The sequence below is a fragment of the Aeromonas sp. R7-2 genome (assembly GCF_040908105.1).
GTDB lineage: Bacteria > Pseudomonadota > Gammaproteobacteria > Enterobacterales > Aeromonadaceae > Aeromonas > Aeromonas caviae.
In genome coordinates this window covers 21,344-42,361 of the sequence record NZ_JBFODC010000027.1, presented here as the reverse complement: position 1 = coordinate 42,361, position 21,018 = coordinate 21,344, and the positions used below count along the sequence as shown (strand labels likewise).

The 21,018-nt window shown below is 66.0% G+C and carries 13 protein-coding genes; 3 read left to right on the top strand and 10 right to left on the bottom strand.

Annotation, left to right across the window (positions count from 1 at the left end; all coding sequences use genetic code 11):
- Positions 1-18: 18 nt before the first annotated feature.
- Positions 19-1,239, bottom strand: coding sequence for a DEAD/DEAH box helicase (locus AB5Y47_RS11850; RefSeq protein WP_210556913.1), 1,221 nt, complete (start codon positions 1,237-1,239; stop codon positions 19-21).
- A 146-nt stretch (positions 1,240-1,385) separates the two neighbouring features.
- Entirely contained in the window at positions 1,386-1,886 is a 501-nt protein-coding gene (gene tpx, locus AB5Y47_RS11845; protein ID WP_010672853.1) for a thiol peroxidase, read from the bottom strand.
- Positions 1,887-2,140: 254 nt separating this feature from the next.
- Here tpx and AB5Y47_RS11840 point away from each other — a divergent pair, with 254 nt between their 5' ends.
- Positions 2,141-4,564, top strand: a complete 2,424-nt coding sequence (locus tag AB5Y47_RS11840; RefSeq protein ID WP_368220262.1) for a zinc/cadmium/mercury/lead-transporting ATPase — start codon at positions 2,141-2,143, stop codon at positions 4,562-4,564.
- A gap of 194 nt (positions 4,565-4,758) precedes the next feature.
- On the opposite strand, the gene pulA is transcribed toward AB5Y47_RS11840, so the two are convergent.
- Positions 4,759-8,811, bottom strand: coding sequence for a pullulanase-type alpha-1,6-glucosidase (gene pulA, locus AB5Y47_RS11835; protein WP_368220261.1), 4,053 nt, complete (start codon positions 8,809-8,811; stop codon positions 4,759-4,761).
- Between the two features lie 261 nt (positions 8,812-9,072).
- On the opposite strand from pulA, the gene AB5Y47_RS11830 reads away from it, so the two are divergent.
- Entirely contained in the window at positions 9,073-9,474 is a 402-nt protein-coding gene (locus tag AB5Y47_RS11830) for a hypothetical protein (protein ID WP_042014589.1), read from the top strand.
- A 15-nt stretch (positions 9,475-9,489) separates the two neighbouring features.
- On the opposite strand, the gene dmeF is transcribed toward AB5Y47_RS11830, so the two are convergent.
- On the bottom strand, positions 9,490-10,431 hold the full coding sequence (gene dmeF / locus AB5Y47_RS11825) for a CDF family Co(II)/Ni(II) efflux transporter DmeF (RefSeq protein WP_368220260.1): 942 nt from the start codon (positions 10,429-10,431) through the stop codon (positions 9,490-9,492).
- Positions 10,432-10,502: 71 nt separating this feature from the next.
- Between dmeF and AB5Y47_RS11820 the strand changes: the two genes are divergently transcribed.
- On the top strand, positions 10,503-10,778 hold the full coding sequence (locus tag AB5Y47_RS11820) for a metal/formaldehyde-sensitive transcriptional repressor (protein ID WP_052814969.1): 276 nt from the start codon (positions 10,503-10,505) through the stop codon (positions 10,776-10,778).
- Between the two features lie 28 nt (positions 10,779-10,806).
- On the opposite strand, the gene bcsC is transcribed toward AB5Y47_RS11820, so the two are convergent.
- Genes bcsC through bcsR form a run of 6 tightly spaced genes read right to left on the bottom strand, consistent with a single transcriptional unit; the run spans position 10,807 to position 21,014 of the window.
- A complete protein-coding gene (bcsC, locus tag AB5Y47_RS11815) occupies positions 10,807-14,247 on the bottom strand; it encodes a cellulose synthase complex outer membrane protein BcsC (RefSeq protein WP_368220259.1) in 3,441 nt (1,146 codons plus the stop codon).
- Positions 14,232-15,341 (bottom strand): cellulose synthase complex periplasmic endoglucanase BcsZ, encoded by a 1,110-nt coding sequence (gene bcsZ / locus AB5Y47_RS11810; protein ID WP_368220258.1) that lies wholly within the window; start codon positions 15,339-15,341, stop codon positions 14,232-14,234. The genes bcsC and bcsZ overlap by 16 nt, the downstream gene beginning before the upstream one ends.
- A gap of 3 nt (positions 15,342-15,344) precedes the next feature.
- Positions 15,345-17,567, bottom strand: a complete 2,223-nt coding sequence (bcsB, locus tag AB5Y47_RS11805; protein WP_368220257.1) for a cellulose biosynthesis cyclic di-GMP-binding regulatory protein BcsB — start codon at positions 17,565-17,567, stop codon at positions 15,345-15,347.
- Positions 17,567-20,134 carry a UDP-forming cellulose synthase catalytic subunit gene (bcsA, locus tag AB5Y47_RS11800; protein WP_049635955.1) on the bottom strand — a complete coding sequence of 856 codons (2,568 nt, stop codon included), beginning with the start codon at positions 20,132-20,134 and terminating at the stop codon, positions 17,567-17,569. The genes bcsB and bcsA overlap by 1 nt, the downstream gene beginning before the upstream one ends.
- Entirely contained in the window at positions 20,131-20,793 is a 663-nt protein-coding gene (gene bcsQ / locus AB5Y47_RS11795; protein WP_049635956.1) for a cellulose biosynthesis protein BcsQ, read from the bottom strand. Before bcsQ ends, bcsA begins: the two co-directional genes overlap by 4 nt.
- Positions 20,790-21,014, bottom strand: coding sequence for a cellulose biosynthesis protein BcsR (gene bcsR, locus AB5Y47_RS11790; RefSeq protein WP_010672842.1), 225 nt, complete (start codon positions 21,012-21,014; stop codon positions 20,790-20,792). The genes bcsQ and bcsR overlap by 4 nt, the downstream gene beginning before the upstream one ends.
- Positions 21,015-21,018: the final 4 nt, after the last annotated feature.

The window sequence follows — 21,018 nt, the reverse complement described above, 5'->3', positions numbered from 1 at the left end:
GGGGGCAAGAAGTCCGTCTCAGGATTTGCCCTTGAACTGCTTGATGCTGCGCTTGCCCTGGGTGCGACGGTTCGCCTGCTTGTCTCTTGGCGCCCGTTTGCTCTCCCCGCTGGCGGGTTTGTCGGTCACCGGGAAACCTGCCAGCGCCGCCAAGGGCAGGGGCCGACCGGTCAGGGCCCGGATCCCCTCGAGCGCCTCCCCATCCCCGTGGCAGGTAAGGGAGATGGCCAGACCGCTCTGTCCGGCACGGGCGGTACGACCGATACGATGCACGTAGACGGGCGCATGCTCCGGCAGATCCAGATTGATCACCACGGGCAATGCCTCCACGTGGATGCCGCGCGCCATCAGGTCCGTGGCCACCAGCACCCGCACCCTGCCCTCCTTGAAATCCGCCAGCGCCTGCTCCCGCGTGGCCTGATCCTTGTTTCCGTGCAGGGCCGCCACCGTCATGCCAGCCCTGGCGAGTTTCTTGGCCACCCCGTCCGCGTCGTCCCTGGCACTGATGAAGACCAGCACCTGGGGCCACTCTCCGGCCTCCAGCAGGGCGATCAGCGCAGGCACCTTGCTGCTCCTGTTGACCAGATAGAGCCGCTCCTCGATGTCGCTCACCAGGCTGTTGAGCGGCTCGGCCTCGATGCGCACCGGATCCTGCAGCAGGCCCGAGGCCAGGCTCTCCAGCTCGACCGGCAAGGTGGCGGAGAAGAGCATCTGCTGCCGCGCCTCCGGCATCGCCTTCATCAGCCACTGGATATCGGGCCAGAACCCCATCTCCAGCAGGCGATCCGCTTCATCCAGCACCAGCATGCGCAGGGCACCCAGCCCCAGCGTCTGCTGGGCCAGCAAGTCTCGCAACCGTCCGGGGGTCGCCACCAGCAGTTGGGGGCCGAGAGCCAGTTCCCGCTCCTGCCACTCCTGGGCCACCCCGCCACACAGGGTCAGGAGACGCACCCCCAACCCGTCGGCAATCTCCTGCAGGGCGGCGCTCACCTGGCTTGCCAGCTCCCGGGTGGGGACCAGTACCAATCCCTGTACCCGATCACTGGCTGCGTCCAGCCTCTGCAGCAACGGCAGGCCGAATGCCAGGGTCTTGCCACTGCCGGTCCTGGCCAGGGCAAGCAGATCCCGTCCTGACAAGGCAGCAGGAATGGCTAGCTGCTGAATGGGGGTCGGTTTTTCCAGCGCGGCGGGCAGCAGGGGCAACAGGGCGGGGGCAAGGGCGAGTTCGTCAAACGTCATGGGGATCGCAGATACAGGCTGAACGAGGATGTGGAGGCGAAGTCTAGCCAGACCCACCCCATAAGTAAAAGGTTCGGGAGCGCAATAAAAACGGCCTGCCCCGTGTGAACGGGGCAGGCCGTCAGGCAATCAGCCTGTGGCGCGACTTACAGAACGGCCAGGGCGGCGGCGTAGTTCGGCTCGTCGGCGACTTCGGCCACCAGCTCGCTGTGCAGCACCTTGTCGTGCTCATCCAGTACAACGATGGCACGGGCAGCCAGACCCACCAGCGGGCCGGAGGAGAAGGCCACGCCGTAGTCCTGCAGGAAGGAGACGCCACGCAGGGTGGAGAGGTTCACCACCTTGTCCAGACCCTCGGCGCCACAGAAACGGGCCTGGGCGAACGGCAGGTCGGCAGAGATGCACAGCACGACGGTGTTGTTCAGGGCGCTTGCCTGCTCGTTGAACTTGCGCACGGAAGTGGCGCAGGTCGGGGTGTCGACGCTCGGGAAGATGTTCAGGATCTTGCGCTTGCCGGCGAAGGTCGCCAGGGTCGCATCGGACAGATCGCCAGCAACCAGGGAGAAGGGCTTGGCCTGCTCACCGGCAACGGGGAAGTGGCCGGAGACGGAGACGGGGTTGCCTTGCAGGGTGACGGTATTGCTCATGTTAGGTCCTTGATGATTGATGTGGGATCCAGGGTCCCCAGTATAGGCCCGCCACGGGATGACAAACACCCGCTAATGAAAGGGATTTGGCATCCCTTTGCGTCCCCCCTGCTCCAGGGGCAGATCAGCGGCCACTGACATGGACCCGGACAAAGAGGAGAAGAGGGCTTGACCTTGGACTTTACACCAAGGTTTACACTCGGCGCAGTCATCCAGGATCCCGCAGGGGCGGGATCCCTCAAGAGGAACGCATCATGAGCAAATCCTGCTGCAGCCATCAACACGCCGCCGCCCCCATCAAGGCCGTCAGCAAGGCCGCCACCCCAGAGGCCGGGCACAGCCACACCAGCCACTGCTGCGACAACGGGGCACAGGCCAGTGGTGTCGCCAACCCGACCCGCCACGATCATCAGGGGCAAAGTGGCGCAGACGGCCCGGGTGATGAAGAGCCCCCCAGAGGCGCTTGCGCCACCGACACAGCCCACGACCACGACCACGATCATCATGAGCAGGGGCACGCCCACACGGCCGCCGCGACCGAGCCGCCGCTGACGCCCCCCGAGCAGAACAGCCGCCGCCATAGCTGGCAGGTGCTGGGCATGGATTGTCCCAGCTGTGCCCGCAAGATAGAGACCGCCGTCAGCCGGGTGGAGGGCGTACAGCAGGCTCGGGTGCTGTTCGCCACCGAGAAGCTGGTGGTGGATCTGGCCCCCGGCCTCTCCCCCGACCCCGTTACCGCCGCCGTGCTGGCCGCCGGCTTCCAGCTCAAAGGGGGAGCTCAGAACACGGCTCGCAGCGAACCGGGCCGCAGCCCGCTGATGCAGAGGGTCAGTAACCTGCTCGGCAAATACTGGCAGCCCCTGTCGCTGGCCGGCCTGATGGGGGTGGCGGCCCTGCTGCCGGCCCAGCTAGGTCAGCCGCTCTTTACCCTGGCCACCCTCTGGGGACTGTGGCCCATCTCCCGCAAGGCGTGGGCACTGACCAGAAGCGGCTCTCCCTTCGCCATCGAGACCCTGATGACGGTCGCCGCCGTGGGGGCCCTGTTCCTCGGTGAAACCGCCGAAGCGGCCATGGTGCTGCTGCTGTTCATGCTGGGCGAACATCTGGAGGCCTACGCTGCTGGCCGCGCCCGCGCCGGGGTCACCGCCCTGATGGCGCTGGTGCCCGACAAGGCGCTGCGCATCCGCACCACTGCCGAGGGCGAGGTGCGCGAAGAGGTCGCTGCCGACCAGCTGCGCCCCGGCGACATCATCGAAATCGCCCCGGGCGCCCGCCTGGCCGCCGATGCCCGCCTGCTCGACCCCCTCGGCGCCTTTGACGAGAGCGCCCTGACCGGCGAATCCATCCCGGTGGAGCGCCATCAGGGTGACAAGGTGCCCGCCGGCAGCCTGGCGGCGGATCGGGTGCTGCGCCTCGAGGTGGTGTCCGAGCCCGGCAACAACGCCATCGACCGCATTCTGCATCTCATCGAGGAGGCCGAGACCCAGCGCGCGCCCATCGAGCGCTTCATCGACCGCTTCAGCCGCTGGTATACCCCGGCCATGATGCTGGTTGCCCTGCTGGTGGTGCTGGTACCGCCGCTCGCCTTCGGCCAGAGCTGGGACGAGTGGGTCTATCGCGGGCTGGCGCTGCTGCTGATCGGCTGCCCATGCGCCCTGGTCATCTCCACCCCGGCGGCGGTCACCTCGGCACTGGCGGCAGCCACCCGGCAGGGTGCCCTCATCAAGGGGGGCGCCGCGCTGGAGCGCCTCGCCCACATCGATACTCTGGCCTTTGACAAGACCGGCACCCTGACCCTGGGCAAGCCGCAGCTGACCGAACTGGTGAGCCTCAATGGCCAGCCTGAGGCCGACCTGCTGGCACTGGCGGCGGCCATCGAGCAGGGCTCCCACCACCCGCTGGCCCGCGCCGTGGTGACGGCGGCAGGGAAGCGGGGTCTTGCCCTGGCGGCAGCCCAGGAGCTGCGCGCCCTGCCCGGCATGGGGGTAGAGGGTCGCATCGACGGCGCCCTCTGGCAATTGCTGGCGCCGAGTCGGGTCGCCTCCCTCGATGACGCAACACGGGGCCGGGTCGCCGCCCTGGAGCTGCAAGGCAAGACAGTCGTGGTGCTCGGTCAGCCCGACGCCGCCCCGGCCGCCCTGCTGGCCCTGCGCGACCAGATCCGGCCGGAAGCGGCTGCGGCGCTGCAAGAGCTCAACCAGCTCGGTCTGCAGAGCATCATGCTGACCGGCGACAACCCCCGCGCCGCCGAGGCGATCGCCGGCGAGCTCGGCATGGGCTGGCGCGCCGGCCTGCTGCCGGAGGGCAAGGTCGATGAGATCGCCAAGCTCGGCCTCAGCCAGAAAGTCGCGATGATCGGCGACGGCATCAACGACGCCCCGGCCATGAAGCGGGCCAGCATCGGCATCGCCATGGGAGGCGGCACCGACGTGGCGCTGGAGACCGCCGATGCGGCGCTGACCCACAACCAGCTCGGCGGGGTCGCCGCCATGATCCGGCTCTCCCGCGCGGCGCTGGCCAACATCCACCAGAACATCGCGCTGGCGCTGGGGCTCAAGGCCATCTTCCTGGTCACCAGCCTGCTCGGCATCACCGGCCTGTGGATTGCGGTGCTAGCCGACACCGGCGCCACCGCCCTGGTCACCGCCAACGCTCTGCGCCTGCTGCGAAAACGCTAGGCCGGCCGTTAACGGTACAACCAACAGCCGCTCCAACGGGGCGGCTTTTTTATTGCCTCGCCCACGAGCAAAGAAAAAGCGCGGCTGCCGGTCGGCAGTCGCGCTTTGCTTACTCTCTCGGTGTTATCCCGCCCTTGGCGAGGCGGAATTCAACCCGGGGCTGCCGAGCCAGCCCCGGGCTCGATGGGAAAGACTTACTTGGCGCTGCACTCCTGGATGATGACGCTGCCCACCTCGCCGGAAGTCTGGGTCGGGTCAACCTTCACCAGGAAGCTCCACAGACCCTGTTCCAGCGTGATGCTGTTGTTGCCCATGCCACCGTCGCCGTGCTGGAGCGGGTAAACCTGCTCGGGCTCCAGTGCGATCAGGGTGCCACCGGCATCCTTCACGAAGAACTGCTTGCTCCAGTTGCCATCGTCGTTGGCAAACTTGAAGTCAAAGCTGCCCGCGTAGTTGAAGGCGGCCTGATAGATGGCGAGGTTACCTTCCATCCCCTTGTAGCTCAGCTGGTAGGCCGGCTGGGCGTTCCAGTCGCTCAGACTGCCGCGCACATAGAGCGGGAAGCCGAGCGGATTGCCCGCGACGGTATCCAGCACCTTGCAGCTCTGCGCCGGTTCGGTGTAGCTGACACTCAGGGTGGGCTTGTCCTTGTTCATGGCGGTGAAGACAAACTTGTAGGTGCCAGCCTTCTCCACGTTGAACGGCAGATCCCCGCCATTGGCACAGAGCGTATTGACCTGGCCGGTCGCAAGCTGGTCGGTATCGCTGCACTTGCCGTAATTGACGGGGCCGCTCCACTCGTTGCCAGCGATCTTCACCTGGGTCGACCCCAGCTGATCCGCCGTCACCTCGGTGGTGAACTCATAGATGAAGTTGCCACTGAAGTTCATCTTGTTGACCGGATCCCACTGATTCAGGAAACCGCGCACGAACACCTCGGTGTCACCGAAGGGAGGCAAGGTGCTCAGATCCGTCTTCTTGCTCACCGGCAGCCCCGCGCCCTGGGCACCGCTCTGCGGCTTGACGAACACCGCCGCCGACCAGGCGCCAAGGGTCAGCTGACCGCTGTCATTGGCCGCCCCGCTGGCGATGCTGTCGGAGTCACGGTGGGCACCGCTCAGGACCATGCCGGTCAGATCGATGGGCTGATCCTTGCCGTCACGGAAATCGCCGATGCTCTGGGGCTGATTGGTGGCGTTGATCATCACCACCAGGCCGTCGATGGCCGGATCCAGATCCGCACCGGCGCCCACCCCGTCATCCACGCTCATCACGATGAGACCCGGGATCTGCTCAGGGCCGGTATTGCGGAAGTCGACCCGCTTGATCACCTCGGCGCCGCTGCCAAGACGCAGCAGACGAGAAGATTGACGCAGTTCGGAGAGCTCCTGGTAGAAGTTCACCATCTGATGCATCTCGGCCGAACCCGGCTTGGCGTGCTGGCCGAGCACCTGCTCGATCAGCTCGTAGTTGGCTTCGTCCTTGTCCTTGCGCGGCAGCCCTTTGTCAAAATTATTGTCACTTAAGCCGTAGTCGACCCGGTTGTACCAGTCACCGGAGTCGTAGCTGTCCCGCTCCATGGACTTGGAACGCAGCAGCTCGACACCTGCGTGGGTGAAGGGAATGCCCTGGCCCAGCATGGCGGTCGCCAGAGAGACCCCCTGCATCCGCACCAGGTCGGCCCCGGCGGGTGCCTTGTACACCAGGTTGTCGAACAGGGTCTGGTTGTCGTGCTTGTCGACATAGTTCTGGATTTCGATCGGATCCTGGGCATAGCCCGCCGGTTGACCGTTGTAGTCGATGTCGGAGCCTTTCTTCGGAATGCCGTCCTTGTCGGTCAGCACGAACTCCTTGAGATTGCCCGCCATGCCGAGGCGCACCAGATCGGACTGATGCAGAGCGGTGGCGAGATCGACGCCGTCCAGCTCGTTGGCATCCACCAGGGCGCCGTTGCCAAAGCCCTGGGTCTTGCGAATGGCTTCGCCGCCGTCGAACGGGCTGCCCCCGCGCACCGCATCACGCAGCCGGTCGGAGAAGGAGCCGATGCCGGTACCGGCCAGGTGCTTCTGGGTCGCCTGCACGAACCGCTTGTCATCCTGCACCTCGCCGAAGTTCCACCCCTCGCCGTAGAAGTACATGTCCGGATTGACCTTCTTCACCTCGGCCAGTGCCTGCACCATCTGATCTTTCGGGTGATGGCCCATGAGGTCGAAGCGGAAGGCATCGATCTTGTAGTCCCGTGCCCAGGTGACCAGGGAGTCATCCATCAGCTTGGCGAACATGGCGTGTTCCGGCGCCGTGTTGGAGCAGCAGGTGGAGTTTTCCACCGAACCGGTCTCCGGATTGAGGCGCTGGTAGTACCAGGGCACAATCTTGTCGAGCACGGATTTGGAACCGAGACCCGCTTCGTTGGTGTGGTTGTAGACCACGTCCATCACCACGTTCATGCCGATGTTCTGCTTGATGGCCTGCACCATCTCGCGGAACTCCTTGATCCGGGTCGTCCCCTCCGCATTGGTGGCGTAGGAGCCTTCCGGGGTGGTGTAGTGGTAGGGGTCATAGCCCCAGTTGAAGGAGTCCACCCCGCGCAGATAGCCGTACAGCTCCTGCACCACGGGGTTCTCCTTGCTGTCGCTGGCTTGCAGATCACCGAGCACGGCTTCGATGGTCTCGCCGCCACCACAGTGGCTGGCAAACCTGGAGTTCTTGACCTCGGGATTGACCTCGCACAGCTTGCTGAAGTCATCACCGATGTTGGCCACCTTGGCCGGATCCTCGTTGACGGTGGCGATGTCGAACACCGGCAGCAGGTGCAGGTGGCTGACGCCGCTCTTGGCCAGGGATTTCAGGTGGGTGACGGGCACGCTGTCGCTGTCGGTCAGCCCGAGGAACTTGCCGCGGTGATCCACCGGCGTCGACTCGTCGTTGCCGGTCAGATCCCGGACGTGGGCCTCATAAATGGTGATGTCGGCGGGGTTCTTCTGGCTGTGGGGCGCCTTGAGGCTGTCCCAGCCTTCCGGCTTGAGGGCCGGATCGTCGAGATCCACCACCTGGCTGAACTCGGAGTTCATCGCCAGGCTCAGGGAGTAGGGGTCGGTCACCTGATAGGATTCCAGCTTGCGGCTGACCGGGTGATAGACCTGGATATCGTAGCGGTAGTATTTGCCGACAAGATCGCTGCCCCCCTGCACGCTCCAACTGCCGCTGGCCTCGTCCAGGGTCATGGCGCGCTCGCCAAGCGACTTGTGCTGCTCGTCGAACAGCGCCAGCTTGACCGACTTGGCGGTCGGTGCCCAGAGCCGGAAGGTGACATTGCCCCCCTCCACCACGGCGCCGTAGGCCAGCTTGGTGGCCGCTTCGCTGTAAAGGGCATCCAGGGCACCGGCACTCTGCACCAGGGTCGCCCCCTGCAGGATGCCGTCCGCATCGGTCCCGATGGCGACCAGCTCACCCTTGAGCAGGGGCTTGAGATCTTTCCCCGCAGGCAGGGCGAAGGCGGCGGCATCCTTGAGGTGCGGGTATTTGGCCTGCTGCTCTTCGGTCAGGCTGGTCGGGGTCAGCTTGAGGTAGGGGAAATCGAATACACCCTCGCTGTTTGCGGTGATGGTGCCTGACTCTGTGTAGTAGAGGCGCACATAGGGCTTGTCCTTGCCCCCTTGCCAAATCAGGGTGTTGTCGTCGATGAGATGGGCACTGGCCCCCGCCACGCCGAAGGCGGCGGTGAAGGCTTCCGCCCGGCTGCCGAAGATCTCGTTCTTGCCGGCGACGATGGCCACGGTGCGATCCGGGTGATCACTGAAGACCACCTTCATGTCGCTGCCGGTCAGGTTCGCGAGATCGCCGTTGCGGGCGATGAAGTTGATGCAGCCTTCCATCTTGGAGAGCGGCACGACCCAGGCCGGACCAAAACTGTCCGCCGCGGACGGCGTCTTGCTCTTGTCATCCCAACCGGTGTTGAGGCCGCCCTCCGAGGTCGAGTTGCAGGCGTCGTTGTTCCACAGGTGCAGGCTGTGGCTGGCGAACGGGCCGGTGACACCGCGCGCCGCGCTGGTCTGGGTATCCACCAGGGCGATGACCGCTTCGTCGGGGCCGGCCGTCAGCAGTTCGGCCGGGGGCTGGACGTTGGGAAGACGAGCGACGGGCTCATCCTGAGGGGCAGGAGCAGAAGAACTGTTGTCGTTACAGCCTGACAAAAGCGCGAGCAGTGAGGCTGTTACCAGCGCCACTTTGGTCTTTTTCATATCCATTTTTTTATAATTCCCGCTGTAGTTAGTCTCGATATCCGAGTACCCGGTCATTGCCGAGCGGTGTCATATTAATCAGCGGGAATTGCCGTAAATGTGAGCGGATGGGCAAAAAAAACCAATCCGCATCAACAAGATAACGTTTTCATAACGAAAACTCGATCGCGCTCACAGACCTGGCACCGCTTTCGGCCCATACCAGCGGAAAGAGGGGAGCGAGTGACGAAATCAATGTCCAATCAAATGGATAGAGGGGGCTGGGTGATGAAACGGATTGAGGAGCAGGCCAGGCGGCTGGACCAGGAGTATCAGGGCATTGCCCAGTTGTTCGATCAGTTCTGCCAGCAGGCCGGCGTGCTCGCCGAACGCTATCACTTCTTCAACTGGCCGGATTATGAAGAGAGCCCGCCCCTCGCCCGCGCCTTCACCCTGCTGGGGGAACCACGGGAGCTGCGGCTGCGCTGTCAACCCGGCGAGGGAGGTTCCCTGAACGGCCTCCTCCAGGTGTGTGGCGAGGAAGGCAAGGTCCACGCCAGCCTGGGCTTTCGTGCCGACGGCCACCTGCTGCTGGAGCCGGGCCGCCTGCTCGACGACCCGCCGGGACTGCTGCTGAGGCTGATGCTGGGCTCCCTCTGGCAGGATCAGGGGAGCGAGCCTCCCCGCTGACCCCCACCAGGGGCGTCAGTCGGCAGACACTTCGATGGTCAGGTGCACCAGCTCCTCGTGGATGGCGAGGCGCTCGCGGATCACCTGTGCCGGGACCGGGGTTGTCATCTGCAACGACATCGCGGCGGCATACTGCATCTGCCCCACCCGCCAGACGTGCAGATCGCGGATCTCGGCGCCAGGCAGCTCGGCGATCACCTCGCGGATCTCGTCCACCAGGGGCGCATCCATCTCCGCATCCAGCAAGACGCGCCCGGTATCACGCAGCAGCCCCCTGGCCCACACCGCCACCAGCACGGCCCCGGCGATGCCCATCAGGGGATCCAGCCAGTCCGCCCCCCACAACATGCCTCCCACCAGCGCCAGAATCGCCAGCACCGAGGTGGCCGCGTCCGCCAGCACGTGGAGGTAGGCGGCGCGCAGGTTGAGATCCTGATGGCCGTGGTGGTGATCGTGCGAGTGGTCGTGATGACCGTGATGGTGGTCGTGACCATGGTGATGGCCGTGATCGTCCCTGAGCAGCCAGGCACAGGCCAGATTCACCAGCAGGCCCAGCAGGGCAATGCCGATCGCCTGCTGATAATGGATGGGGCTGGGGTCCAGCAACCTGGCCACCGACTCGAACAGCATCAACCCCGCCACCCCCACCAGCAGCAGGGCGCTGCTGAAGCCCCCCAGCACCTCTATCTTCCAGGTACCGAAGCTGAACCTGTGATCCCGCGCGAAGTGGCGGGCAGCGCGATAGGCCAGCACCGAGAGGCCGAGGGCCAGGGCATGGGAGCTCATGTGCCAGCCGTCGGCCAGCAGCGCCATGGAGTTGTAGAACCAGCCGCCACCGATCTCCGCCACCATCATGACGACGGTGAGCAGCACGGCCCAGCGGGTCTTCTGTTCGGCCAGGGGATTCCCTTCGTGGACGACGGGGTGGTGGCAGTGGGATGAGGCGAGGGATGGCATGGATTTCTCCTGAAAACGAGGATGCTATATACTATACCCCAGTATAGTTTTATTGATCGAGAGGATCCTGCATGTCACACACGGTTCACGACAAGAAGAAGCTGCTGGCACGGGTCAGGCGCATCAAGGGGCAGACCGGCGCCCTGGAGAGCGCCCTGGAACAGGAAACAGACTGCGCCGCCATCCTGCAGCAGATCGCCGCCATCCGCGGCGCCGTCAACGGCCTGATGCTGGAGGTGCTGGAGGGGCACATGCGCGAGCATCTTGGCGCCGAGGAGGCGACCCATGCCGAACGGCTGGACGATCTGGATCAGGTGGTGAGGGTACTGCGTTCCTATCTGAAATAAGGGCGCCCGGTGATGACGGGCGCCTCTGTCAGTCGAAGTCCGCGTAGGGGGTGAGAGGCCTTGGCGGCATGTCGAGATCCCCTTGCCAGGGCTTGAAAGTGTAGCGCAGGAACAGGGTGACATGGCTGGGGGCATAGTCATCCGCCTGCTGGATGTCCACCCGGCCACCGATGCGCCAGTGTTCCGTCAGCCTGTGTTCCACCACGCCATTCAGGGTGTAGCCGAATCCACTGCTACTGCCCCCTTTCACAGGCGCATTTCTGTCTGGCAAACCGGCGGGCAGCAGGCCTTCCAGCGGGTAGCGACGGCTGTCGTCGGTTCGGGCGTAGGACCAGGATCCCGATCCCCCCAGCTCCCATGACCAGTCCGGGGTACGCTGCCGGTAGCTGACCGGCACCGAGAGCGAGAAGTACCCCTGCGGGCTGTAATAACCCCCCTGCCCCAGGGTATAGCCCCCCAGATCCTGCTGGTAGTGCCACAGCATGGTGCTGAGCCCCACGCTGGCACGGCGATGGGTCTCGTTGACGAACTTGTAATAGCCCCCTCCCATGAGCCGGGTGCGCCAGTTGTCGGGCACGTTCTTGCCGGTCAGCAGGTGCTGCTGGGCGCTGCCCCAGAACCCGACTGCCCCTCCCAGATCCCGGCTGAGATCGAGGCGGATCCCGTTCGCCCGCACCCCGCCCCAGCTGATGCCCGTGCCCGGATCCACCGTTCCCCCATAGGAGAGCAGCGAGCTGCTGACGGGCCGACGCGAGAGGGTCATCCCCCACCCCAGCGTGTGCCAGTCACCGGTCAAGGTGGCGCCCCCGACCCAGTCCACCACCTCGAAACCGAGGGGCGTGGTCCCCAGATCGAACGCCCAGGCCCCCCGCTGCCAGCCTGCCGCCAGGGTGGTGCCCCGGCTCTGCTGGTGCGCGTCCCCGCGACAGTCCCTGGCCGCGCAGGTACCGAACTGCGCACGGTAAGGGGAGTCCGGCAGATCTCCGGCATCCATGTCGACCAGTTCAAGACGGCCGAAGACGGTACCACCGGCCAGCGGCGTATCCAGTTGCGCCATCTGGGTCAGCGCCCGCAGATCCGAGTAGCCCCCGGTACCGCTGGAGCCCCAGTAATCGCTGTCGAGGGAGAAGGTGGTCTGACTCTGCCGGTAATGTCTGTCAAGATCGCTGCGCAGGCCGGATGCCAGCCACCCCTCCCCATCCTGACTGCGTGCCAGCCGGGTCAGCTCGCCCCCCTCCAGATCCTCGCGGGGGGCCAGACCTGCGGCCACCAGCCCCTTGCGATCCCGCACCAGAGCCCCTTCCACATCATGCTCGGCAACGCGCTGGCGGGCGGCATCGCGCCAGAACAGCGCCGTCTGCTGGGAGGCTGGTTGCATCGCCACCAGGGGTTCGTAGTCGGTGAAGATGGCGCGGGCTGTCTCGCCCTCTCCCAGCGCCTGATAGAGATTGGCTACCCGGCGGTAGTAGTTGGCCCCCTCCGGGGGCAGCGGGCTGACCGGCCAGGCGGGCAGCCAGTGACGGGCCTTTGCCAGATCGCCCCTGGCCTGGGCCAGTTCGGCCATGCCGAGCCTGGCCTCGGGCTGTTGCGGCGTGCGGGCAAGCACCTCCTGATAGCGCTGCTCCGCCAGTGCATAGGCCCCCCGATCCGTGGCCCACTCCGCCAGCATCAGACTCGCCTCTTCATCCGGCTGCAACGGCTGAAGCAGGCGTTCGGCCCCCTCATCATCCCCGGCCTCGTGACGCGCCCTCGCCCTGGCGAGCACCTCGTCACGGGCGAGGCGCCGATCCAGCGCATTCATGTCCTGTGTCCAGCCGGACCTAGGGATGGCGGCCAGCACCCCTCTCGCCTCCACCATCTTGTCCTGCCCCGAGAGATAGAGTGCGGTGGCGTAGCGCAGGGTGGCATCCTGCGGGTGCACCGCCAGCCGTTCCCGCAAGAGCCGCTCCCCGCTCCCGGCTTCCCCGAGGCGGGCCCGGGTATCGGCCACTCGATAGGCCAGCCACACCTCTTCCGGGGTCAGCGCGAGTGCCTGCTCGCGAAGGCGCAGCGCCGCCGCCACCTTGCCGGCCCGATCAAGCTGATCGGCCTCCTCCTGCAACAGCCCGGCCTTGAGCCGCCGCCCTTCGGCCTGCATCCCGGGGGTGCCCTGCTGCTCCAGCAGGGCCAGGGCACGTGCCGGATCCTGCTCCTTGTAGAGATCGAACAGGCGGGCCAGGGCCCGCTCCCGCGCGCTCCCCATGGCGAGCGCCTTGCGATAGGCGGACTCCGCGTCGGCATCGCGATGACGGCCACGCTCGCTGTCTCCGAGCCCCAGCCAGGCTTCGGGCTCACGCCCATCCTGGGCGATGGCACGGCGATACAGGGTCGCCGCCTCATCCCACTGCTCCCGTTCCAGGGCGCTGCGCCCCTGGCTCACCAGCAGCCAGTAGCGGTTGGTGGCCAGCAGGCTGCGCCATTTGTCCTTCTCGGTCACCTCGGGGTGTGCCAGCACCCGTTCAAACTGGGCGATGGCCAGCGCTCGTTGATCGTTGCGGGAGTAGGCCTGCCCAAGGGCCCCCATGAGTTCGGGATCCCCCGGGTTGGCAGCCAGGGCACGCTGCAAGCGGGAGATGGAGGCACTACCTCCCGCCGTGCTTGCGAGCGCCGACTGGCGTGCACGATAGGCAGGCGAGGCCCACTTCTCCTCCTGGGTAGCGAGCAGCTGTTCCGCCTTGGTGGTATCCCCTTCGCCAAAGAGCACCATGTACTCCTGCAAGGCAGCGATGCTCCCGGGACCGATGGGCAGGGATTCGATGTCCGCGAGCCAGATCTCGGCGGCCTCGTCCCGCTGATAGGGGTCTCGCGCCATCTCGCGCAACAGGTTCTGCGCCCCCTGGCGCCGACCCTCCGCCAGATAGAGGCGAGCCAGCCCGCCCCGCACTCTGGGCTCACCCGGATATTGCCGGTTGAGTGCCTCCAGGGCCGCCAGCCCCTTTGCCTTCATGGCCGGGATCCGTGTCTGCAACAGGGCATAATCCACCGCCACGTCGAGATTGGGGGGCAAATCACCGGAGAACAGGGAGCGATAAAGACGCTCGGCCTCCTCCAGCCTGCCGGCGCTGGTCAGCAGCCTGGCTTGTTGCAGTTGCTGGCGCCTGGCCGGTTCGTTCAGGGCCAGGTTGGCCATGCCCTGACGATAGAGCGCAGAGTCGGGGTCTTGCTTGCCAAGGCGGGCCAGCAGTGTCCCGGCCTCCTTGACCTTGCCCTGGCGCAGGGCCTGACGGGCCTGGGCTGCCAGCAGCTCCGGATGATCGGGCTCCACCAGGGAGAGAGAATAGAGGCTGTTGCTGACGAGATCTTCCCGCCCACGAGCCTCGCCAATCCTGACCTGCTCCAGCAGCCAGGCCACCGGCTGTACCGTCCCTTGCGCCAGGGCTCCGCTCATCAGGCAGGCGAGCAGGCACCCCAGGGTCACTCTGCCTGACATGACTCGCTCCAATCCGGCTGCAGGGTACCGTCGGCGGCAAAGCGATAACGCCCCTGATCCCAGCCTGCGCCGAACAGGGTCAGCACGCTGCCGTAGTAGGCATTCGCATCCAGCCCGTGATCGGAGACCTGCTTGCGCAAGGTGACCTGCGCCGGCAAGCCCCGTGACAGGGGCAGGAGGGCGGCAGCAAAGCCGCTCGGCCCCTTGCCCTGAACCTGACCACTTTGGCTGGAGACCCGCTCGGGAAGATGACCCGATTCGGTCAGCTGCGCCAGCATGGGGGCAAAATGGGCCACCAGGGAAGCCCTGGCGGGATCCTCCTCGCTCAGCATGCCGAGCCAGAGATAGACGCGGATGGCGTCATAGCCACCGGTGTCGCCCTTGTCCGCCGTCACCTGCCATCCCTTGTCGGCCTGCCAGTCCACCCAGTCCGGGGCAAAGCCACGGGGCGCACTCTCCTGCAACAGCTTGGGCAAGAGGGCCCGCATCTCGCCCCAGGGCCCCTGGAAGGAGGCGAATCTGGCCAGCAGTTGTGGAGGCAGATAGCTGGGATTGAGGGTCCAGCTTCCCTCCCCCTCATAGCCTTTCGCCCCGGGCAGCAACACGGGGCCGAGACCCGGCAGCGTGGCGACCTCTTCCCGGGCGATACGGCGCAGCAACAGGGTGCCGAGGGCAGAGTAGCTGTGGTTGTCCCACAGGCGACCCGCCTCCAGCAGGCTGTAGGCTATCCAGAGATCCGAATCCGACGCGCTGTTCGCGTCCAGCACGCCCCAGTTGTCGTCCTGCTGCCTGCCCCAGAGCCAGGATGGCAGGAAGCCGGTCAGATCCCCGCGGGCGAGCTGCCGCTCCGTCCAGTCGAGCAGGCGGGCAAAGGTCTCCCTGTCATCGTTGACCAGGGCGAAGAAGAGGGCATAGCTCTGGCCTTCCGAGGTGGTGATGCGGTGCCCGTCGGCAGGGTCGATGACCCTGCCCTCTTCGCTGATGTAGTGCTGGCGAAAGTGATCCCACTCCGGCCAGTGGCAGACGGCCTGCGCCGGGAGGGAACAAAGGGCCCAGAGGAGCAGGGCACCACAGACATTTTTCATCTGAGTCATCTCTTAATCTTCCTTCAGACGGCGGCGACTGGCACTGGCAAGCAGCACCCGCAGGCCCCAGCCCAGTAACAGCATGCAGAGCAGGGTCAGCCCGGCAAGACGCACCGGATAACGGGCAAACAGTTGCCAGAGACGCTCCCACCACGGCAGGTAGCCCACCTCGTAGCGATCCCCCACCACCAGGCTCTTCACCCCGGATTCCCGGATGATGGCCACCGAGCCTGCTACCTGATCGCGCAGGGGCCGGGTCTGCAGGGCCTCATTGAGCAATGTGACCCCCGCCGGCCCATCCGCCAGCAAGGCCACCAGGCTGCGCTGATCATGGGTCGGCGATTGCAGCCCCAGGATGACGGCGATGGCCCGGTTGCCCGTCATGCCCACCCGGGCCTGGGGCTGGCGATCGGCCATGGTGTGCAGCAGATCCCCCTTGTGCTGGCGGGTTGGCTCGTTGACCCAGCTGCGCGTGGATTGCAGCAGGGCGTCGGGAGCCAGATCCCCTCGAAACTCCTCCGGCAGGGTGCCGATGAGCAGGGTATCCCGATCCGCAGTGCGCGCCCGCTCCCAGTCGTCCAGAACCTGCAGGGAGAGCGCCGGATACCCGGTCTCGGCCCCGATGGCACCGACGGCATCGAGCAAGGTGGTGATCTGCCCGGGATGGGGTCTGGCCGGCATGACAATCTGGGTGTCGGCGAGATCCGCCATCCGGCTGAACGGGAAGCCGGCATAGGCGAACGCCTTGAGGTCGGGCATCTCGATGAAGTGGCGATAGCCGGTGAAGTCGATGGTGGAGCCCTCGTCGATGCGCACCTGATGGGCAGGCGGCATCACTAGGTCGCAACGGCCATCCTCCGTTCCTCCCATGTATTGCTGGGCATACTCGAACGAGAAGCTCAGGCTGTTGGCCTGGGTGGTCTTGAGCCCGGGCATGCGCAGCGCCATGGTGTCGCCGTCGTCGGCAAACCAGAGCGGCAGGGTCAGCAACCGCTCACTCTTGACCTCGCCGGGCTCGAGCGTGAACGACTTCATGAGCTGGCCGTTGACCGCCACATCCAGCCGGGAACCGTCGCGCAGGGTGGGCGAGGTGTGGTGATACTTCAGCTCCGTCCTGATGCCGTTCTCCCCCAGCAGGTAGAGATCCGGCGGCAGGCGCAGCGTCAGGCTCATGGGCCACAGCGTGCGCCCCGTTGCCTGCAACTGGCCCGGGTACTCCGTGAGCTCGTCAAAGCGCATCTTGCGATCCAGTCGCACCCAGTTCGGGGCGTCGTAGGGTTGACGCGGGGAGAGCGGCTTCACCTCGTCCACCATGACGCTCTGGCCACGCAGCATGACATCGCCTCGCGCCAGCCCCTGCACCGCCGTCAGCAGATCCTGCTGATCCCGCCCCAGGATCAGCAGCAGCTTCACATAGGGGTTGTCGGGGGAGCTGATCATGTCGATGGTGGGCCCCTTCACCTCGGGATAGTCCACCAGGAAATCGGGGCGCGCGTCATTGGTGGCAAAGATCACGGCGTTGCGATCCGGCAACTGGTTGATGAGCACCGGGAAATGCTGGCCCCGCCACTGGGCCTTGGTGCCGAACCAGGAGGCCAGCACCGCCGCCGCCTGCTGCTGCTCCGGGGGCACTGAGCCCGTGAACACCATGGGCAGAGTCAGCTTGCCATTGTCCCGCACATCGAGGAACGGCATGGGGAAGAAGGAGAGCTCGTTGCGCACCGGCAGGGTCTGCAACTGCAGGGTCAGCTGGCTGTCCCGGTTGACGTTGAGCCAGAGGGTATCGCTCGCCGGGTTCTCGCACACTTTCCGATAGTGGCCGACGAAGCTCACCTTGAGGCGGTTGAAATCCTTGGCATAGCGGGGATCCAGCTCGATGCTGGCATGGGTCATCGTCCCCATCTGATCCTGGTTGAGGGCCGTCACCCCCATCAGCTCGTCATTGAGATAGACCTTGACCTGGGAGATGAGCGGCAGCAGGGAGGGCGATGGCGTGAAGTTCAGATCCAGGGTGGCCCGGGTCACCACCTCGTCCCGCCGCACGGTGAAGTCGGCCAGTCCGTCTGGCGCATTGCCGCGCAGGGACAGGGTGCCTGGCGATGATGCCATCTGTTCGAAGCTCATCCCCTGGGTGCGCACCGGAGCGGGAACGGGCGGCAGGGGGCCGACGGCCTCGGCGGCGGTCGCACCCTGCGCCATCAGCAGGAGAGGAATAAGGTAGCGTTGTGGTTTCATCATCCTTTCACTGTCTGTGAGGTCGGAGTCCCGGCCCGGAAATCTGGGGAGACGCGACGGGGAACGAAGGAGAGGAGCCAGCGAGCCAGCTTCTCGAGGAGGATACAAACAAAGCCGATGGGTGAGGTACGGGCCAGACGCCAGTAAGCCCCCCAGCCGAGCAGGGTAATGTCGATCAGGCTGTGGAGGGGGCGATCCTTGCCCAGACGCTGCTGCCACAGGGACCAGGTATCGGCCCGGGCGAAGGTGCACTGGATGAACTCGACATGCTGTGCCTGCGCCATGGGCTCCAGCTCCAGTCCCAGCTTGCAGCCGAACACCCGCTGCACCTTGGCGGCGAACGCCTGCTCCCGCTGGTCATGGCGCAGCAGCAACCAGACCCTCTCCTTGTCGGCCAGGGGCAGGGGCGCCTCGAGCAGCACCCCGACCCCCCCGTTGGAGTAATCCCTGACGGTACAGGGGTAGAGGTGACCGTTCGCCAGCCTGATGGCCGCCGGCATCACCATCTCCACCCTGGGGTTGGCACGGACCTGCCGCGACTCGAAGGCCACCGCCAGGGCGCCGCCCAGTATGGTCATGTTGTAGAGGGTCCAGATCATGCTGAGGATCAGGGTCGGCACCTCGTCGGCAGGGCCGGTGCCGATGCGCCAGAGGCCGAACCCCAGCCCGCACAGATTGAGCAGGATCAGCAGCAGATAGGGGCGGGAGACCGACAGATCGAGGAACACCTCCTCCGTCATCCCCCCCTTGGCAGTCACGTTGAACGTCCCCTTGTGGGGTGCAAAGAGCGCCACCGTGGTCGGCCTGGCGATGTACCAGGCCAGCACCGTCTCATAGACCTCGCCCCAGAAGGAGTGGCGCACCTTGCCCTGCAACCGGGAGTTGGTCAGAGCGCTGTGGAAGATGTGCGGCAACATGTAGAGGGCGATGGCCGCCGCCGGGGCATAGATGATGTAGGCGTGCAGGATAAGGAAGGCGAGCGGCGCCGTCAGGAAGATGAGCCTCGGTATGCCCGAGAGGAAATGCAGCATGGCATTGAAGTAGCACAGCCGCTGCCCCAGCTTGAGCCCCTTGCCGAAGAGGGGGTTGTCCAGACGCAGGATCTGCACCATGCCGCGCGCCCACCGGATGCGCTGACCGATGTGGGCAGAGAGGCTTTCGGTGGCCAGCCCCGCCGCCAGCGGGATCCGGATATAGGCCGAGGTGTAGCCGAGGCGGTGCAGCCGCAGGGAGGTGTGGGCATCCTCGGTGACCGTCTCCACCGCGATGCCGCCGATCTCGTCAAGGGCAGTGCGCTTGATGACGGCGCAGGATCCGCAGAAGAAGCTGGCGTCCCACATGTCGTTGCCATCCTGGACCAGGCCGTAGAAGAGAGCCCCCTCGTTCGGCATCTTGCGAAACCGTTGCAGGTTGTGTTCGAACGGATCGGCGGAGAAGAAGTGGTGGGGGGTCTGGACCACGCCCAGACGGGGATCCCGGTAGAACCAGCCCACGGTCATCTGCAGGAAGGAGCGGGTCGGCAGGTGGTCACAGTCGAAGATGGCGACCAGCTCCCCGGTGGCCATCTTGAGGGCGTGATTGATGTTGCCCGCCTTGGCGTGCTCATGGGTCGACCGGGCCACATAGCGGATCCCGGCCTCCTCGGCGAAGTCGCGAAACGCCGCCCGCCCCCCGTCGTCAAGCAGCCAGATGGTCAGCTTGTCGGCGGGCCAGTCGAGCCCCATGGCGGCGTAGACAGTCCCCTTCACGATGGCGAGATCCTCGTTGTAGGTGGGGATCATCAGATCCACGCTGGGCCACTGGGCCGGATCCGCCGGCAGTTGTGCCGGAGGGCGGTGCAGGGGCCATGCGGTCTGCCAGTAGCCGAGCAGCAGCACCAGCCAGGCATAGGTCTCGGCGGCCAGCAGCAGCAGGCCGCAGGCCAGGCTGACGGGGTCGAACCAGTCGAGGGTCGAGGTGTAGCGCCACCAGATGTAGCGGCAGGAGATGGTGAGGGAGAGCACCATCATCATCAGCATGGGATAACGGCCCGGCACGGCCCGCAGGATGAAGGCCATGGCCGCCAGCAGGAGGACGAACACCAGTTGCGCCTGCAGGGTGAACGGCTGGGTGACGCAGATCAGGGAGAGGCTCCCGGCCACCACGCAGAGCAGCACGCTTTTCCAGCGTGCCTCGCGGGGCGTGGCCCTGGCGGCGGCCAGCCCTTTCTCCTCCTGCCGGGCCAGGAAGGCGCCGAGAGTCTGTGTGCCCCGGTGCCAGATCCGCTGCCAGGAGGCGGGCCAGCGCAGAGGGATGGGCTGTGGGCGACGCACTATCATCCAGAGGCTCTGCAACAGAACGCGCAGGGGATCCCCCACCCGGGGGTGCGTCAGCTGGGGATAGAGCCCCCGGGCATGGCCCAGCACCCATTGCCAGCCATGACGCTCGAGGGGGAAGAGAGCCCAGGCCAGCAGCCAGCCCAGGGTCAATGCGGCCGCCCCCGGGCGGGAAGCCCCCCGCTCGCGCAGTGCGCGATAGCGCTGCGAGCACCAGAGGCCCGCAGCCGGCGTCAGCAGCCGCACTCTCATCGGGGCACCTCCCCCTCTGCCAGACACCAGGTCGCCAGAGCGGCCAGCTCGTGGGCAACCAGACTGGTGGGCGCATAGCGGCCGACCGGCAGCTTGGCGGCCATGGCCTCCGCCATGGCTTCGTCCCTGTGCAGATGAAGATTGAGCAGAGGGAGCCCCCCTGCCAGCCAGAGATCCAGCAACCCCTGCTGCAGGGCCCGCTGGCTGGAGAACTGGGTCACCAGCAGACGCTCATCGGCCGCCCAGGGGTGGCGGTGAAGCCGCACATGGCAGTTGGCATCCGCATTGACCACCAGCAAGCGCCTGCAGGGGATGACGGGGGCCATGCCCAGGGGCAGATCCAGCAGCACCAGATCATAGCCATCGATCCCCGCCAGCCACTCGGCCGACGCCCCCTCCCCCCCGCCATGGGAGAGCAGATCCAGTCCCTCCTCCCGGCGGTGAAGCGCACCTCGCCACTCCCGCGCCGGCTGGGTCAGCCGGCTCCAGCCTCCCGGATCGTCATGGGGCAGGCCAAGGTGGATGCCAAGCTGGTTGTCCGGGCAGAGATCCACCGCCAGCACCCTTGCCCCCTGCTCATGGGCAGCCTGGGCCAGTCCGGCCACGATGGCGGTGGTCCCCACGCCTCCCCGGATCCCCTGCAGGGCGATCGCCTTCATGCAGACCTCCCCTCGCCAGTCCCCTCGGGCCCTTTCACTGCCACCTCCGCCAGCAGGGGGAAGCGTGCGCACAAGGCGGCGAGCCGCTCCCTGGCGGCAATATCCTGATAGGAGAGGCTGACACCAAAGGCCTGCTGGACCATGGCCACGTCATTGATCACCGTGCCCTCCACCGGGACGCCGAAGGGGGTCTGCATGTCTGATTGCCGTTCGCTGCGCATCGTC

Coding starts and splice junctions, on each gene's coding strand:
- bcsA (WP_049635955.1), bottom strand. CDS start 20,134: ATGAGAGTGCGGCTGCTGACGCCGGCTGCGGGCCTCTGGTGCTCGCAG.
- bcsR (WP_010672842.1), bottom strand. CDS start 21,014: ATGCGCAGCGAACGGCAATCAGACATGCAGACCCCCTTCGGCGTCCCG.
- AB5Y47_RS11850 (WP_210556913.1), bottom strand. CDS start 1,239: ATGACGTTTGACGAACTCGCCCTTGCCCCCGCCCTGTTGCCCCTGCTG.
- AB5Y47_RS11840 (WP_368220262.1), top strand. CDS start 2,141: ATGAGCAAATCCTGCTGCAGCCATCAACACGCCGCCGCCCCCATCAAG.
- bcsZ (WP_368220258.1), bottom strand. CDS start 15,341: ATGACTCAGATGAAAAATGTCTGTGGTGCCCTGCTCCTCTGGGCCCTT.
- bcsB (WP_368220257.1), bottom strand. CDS start 17,567: ATGAAACCACAACGCTACCTTATTCCTCTCCTGCTGATGGCGCAGGGT.
- pulA (WP_368220261.1), bottom strand. CDS start 8,811: ATGGATATGAAAAAGACCAAAGTGGCGCTGGTAACAGCCTCACTGCTC.
- AB5Y47_RS11830 (WP_042014589.1), top strand. CDS start 9,073: ATGAAACGGATTGAGGAGCAGGCCAGGCGGCTGGACCAGGAGTATCAG.
- tpx (WP_010672853.1), bottom strand. CDS start 1,886: ATGAGCAATACCGTCACCCTGCAAGGCAACCCCGTCTCCGTCTCCGGC.
- AB5Y47_RS11820 (WP_052814969.1), top strand. CDS start 10,503: ATGTCACACACGGTTCACGACAAGAAGAAGCTGCTGGCACGGGTCAGG.
- bcsC (WP_368220259.1), bottom strand. CDS start 14,247: ATGTCAGGCAGAGTGACCCTGGGGTGCCTGCTCGCCTGCCTGATGAGC.
- bcsQ (WP_049635956.1), bottom strand. CDS start 20,793: ATGAAGGCGATCGCCCTGCAGGGGATCCGGGGAGGCGTGGGGACCACC.
- dmeF (WP_368220260.1), bottom strand. CDS start 10,431: ATGCCATCCCTCGCCTCATCCCACTGCCACCACCCCGTCGTCCACGAA.